At 56.1% G+C, this 2435-nt stretch carries 1 protein-coding gene; it reads right to left on the bottom strand.

The features are described from left to right. Nucleotides 1-164 precede the first annotated feature (164 nt). Complete coding sequence (locus GL286_RS21975; RefSeq protein WP_155097691.1) at nt 165-1919, bottom strand: adenylate/guanylate cyclase domain-containing protein; 1755 nt, start codon at nt 1917-1919, stop codon at nt 165-167. Nucleotides 1920-2435 lie beyond the last annotated feature (516 nt).

Below are 2435 nucleotides of genomic sequence, written 5' to 3' on the forward strand. Positions count from 1 at the left end.
ACTTTTACCGACACATCCAAGTCGGCACCATACTGCATGCTGCGCTTCCTACCTGATGCGTGTGGCTGCTTCTCACAGACCACGTTCTACCATCAGCCCGAAGCGCAGCACCTCATGACACCCGGAACAGGAAATGGGACGCAAGCCGGATATCCCATCTGAGCCTAGTGCAAGCCCGCACGCCTTAGACCATCAACATATATTTCCCGATCCTCGGGGCGCTTGAGGGCGGATAAAGTTCGTAGCCTTCCGATCGAGAAATCAGGCTGAATACGCATCAATTCGCCTGCGTAGTGCCTTGCATCATTGACCAATCCCAACAGTGCATAACTCGCGGTAAGCAGGCGATACGCTTCGGATTGGTCGCGCAGGCGGCCTAACGTCTCGATCGTCTTTCGGTAATCGCCCTTGTGGAAATAGGCGTCGCCCAAGAACCAAAGATACTCGTCGGGGTGGAACGGGTTCAATTTGATCGCCCGCTCGAGCAACTGGACAGCCCGTTCGCTTTGACCGACATTGGCCAGGCAATCGCCCATATTCGCCAGAAGATCCGCGTCATTCGGATTGAGTGCCAAGGCACGCTCATAGGCGGCAACCGCCTCGGAGTACTGCCGTTTGTACAGATGCGCCAATCCCATTTCCGAAAGGCCGCGGGTATCGAGCGCATCACATTGCACGGCGCGTTCGGCCAGATTCAGCGCCTCATTCACTGCGGCTTCGGGATTTCTGGACCAGTTGTAACGCCATTCGACGTTGAACGTCCGCGATTTCGCCGCATAGCTGCCGCTATATGACGGGTCTAGCAGCGATGCCTGTTCGAACAATTGCCGCGCCCCAAGATTGGCGCTCGGGCTAAATTGCGACCCCAGAAACTGTCCGCGCTGCACCAGACCATAGGCGTATAGAGCCGGATGGCTTTGCTCTGCCAGACGCCGCCGCTCGACCATGTCCATCTGGATCGCAACCCGTGACGCTGTTGTCGAGGCGATATCGTCCTGAAAATCGAAAATGTCGGTCAGAATTCCGTCGTATCGCTCGGACCATAATGTGTTCTCTCGGGCCGCCTCGATCAAATCGAATGTCATCCTGACGCGGTTTCCGGATCGGCGAAGAGAGCCCGTCAAAAGATAGCGCACGCCCAGATTCTGACCAATTGAACGCAGCGAAGCTGCCTGCGAAGCAGCCAACGCCGATGATCGACGCGCGATGACCATCAAGCTGCGAAAGCGCGAAAGGCTCGTGATCAGATCCGAGACAATCCCTTGGCAAAGAAACTCGTCGTCTTTGCCGCCAGACAGATTCTCCATCGGAAGCACCGCCAATGATGCATCGGGAATGCTGTCTGCAAGTGTCGCGGACTTCCACTGTGCCACGACGGCATCGTTGCGTCGCGGAACGAAGTTGAGGTCCAGCGCGAATATCTCGAGCGGAGTCGTGATGTTCTTCAACCGTTTTGTGCCAATCGAGCGCGGCCGAAGATCGCTTATATGGCGGACCAGCCGGTAAATGGCTCCGGTGATGCAAATTCCGCCCGGTTCGGCGAAACTTTGCACGCGCGCCGCAAGGTTGACACTATGACCATAGACCCCGTCCTGTCCCTCGAACGTGTCGCCGATCGAGATGCCGACGCGGTATCGGATCTGGTCATTGCCATCGACGGCGCCGGTTTCGCGGGCAAGCGCACGCTGCATCTCCAATGCAAACGAGACTGCCTGACTCGGGTTTTCAAAGGTTGCGACAAAGCCGTCTCCGGCCGTGTTCACGACCGCTCCGCCATAATCCGCGATCAGATCGCGGATGAGCGCCAGATAATCCGTCACGCGGATAATGGTGTTTTGTTCGTCACGCTCGACCAAGCGCGTGTATTCATGGATATCGGCGAAAAGGACGGTCAGAAGCCGGGGATTGCTTAAACTCAACTGTGTTGATGCACACACGTCTTGTTCCGTCCTGAACGCGGAATCCCGCAATGCCAGTCTATAACCTCATTATATCTAGATGCCGCAACTCAGCCGAGAGTCAACGTGGTAATTTTCTCGCATTTGATGGATCGGTCGAGGCCTGAGGCGGCAACCGTACCGTTGACGGCAAGAACGGGCCGTGCGGTGACTGCTGCCACCTTCCGATTTCTCTGCGTTGAACCCGAAAGCGGTGTGCCGCTTTTTCACCATAGGCTCACGCATCCCAATGCGATTTTGCTGTTCGGATCATTGTCGCGGATGATGAAGAAGCTACGAATCCGGCTTCAGATGACCAGCGGTCGTTTACAGAACAGGCCGGAAATCCGGCCCGTTTCGAACTTTCATTCAAGCACCGATTGTTGATTTCCACCCAGAACTGAGCCGGAAAGTCGCCTAATTTTCACTGAGAATTGAGCCATGTGAACCTTCCCCCATAGCGGTGAGCGACGGGGCAACGGAGTGATCCGCATGGGA

The organism is Paracoccus aestuariivivens (genome assembly GCF_009711225.1).
GTDB classification, from domain to species: domain Bacteria; phylum Pseudomonadota; class Alphaproteobacteria; order Rhodobacterales; family Rhodobacteraceae; genus Paracoccus; species Paracoccus aestuariivivens.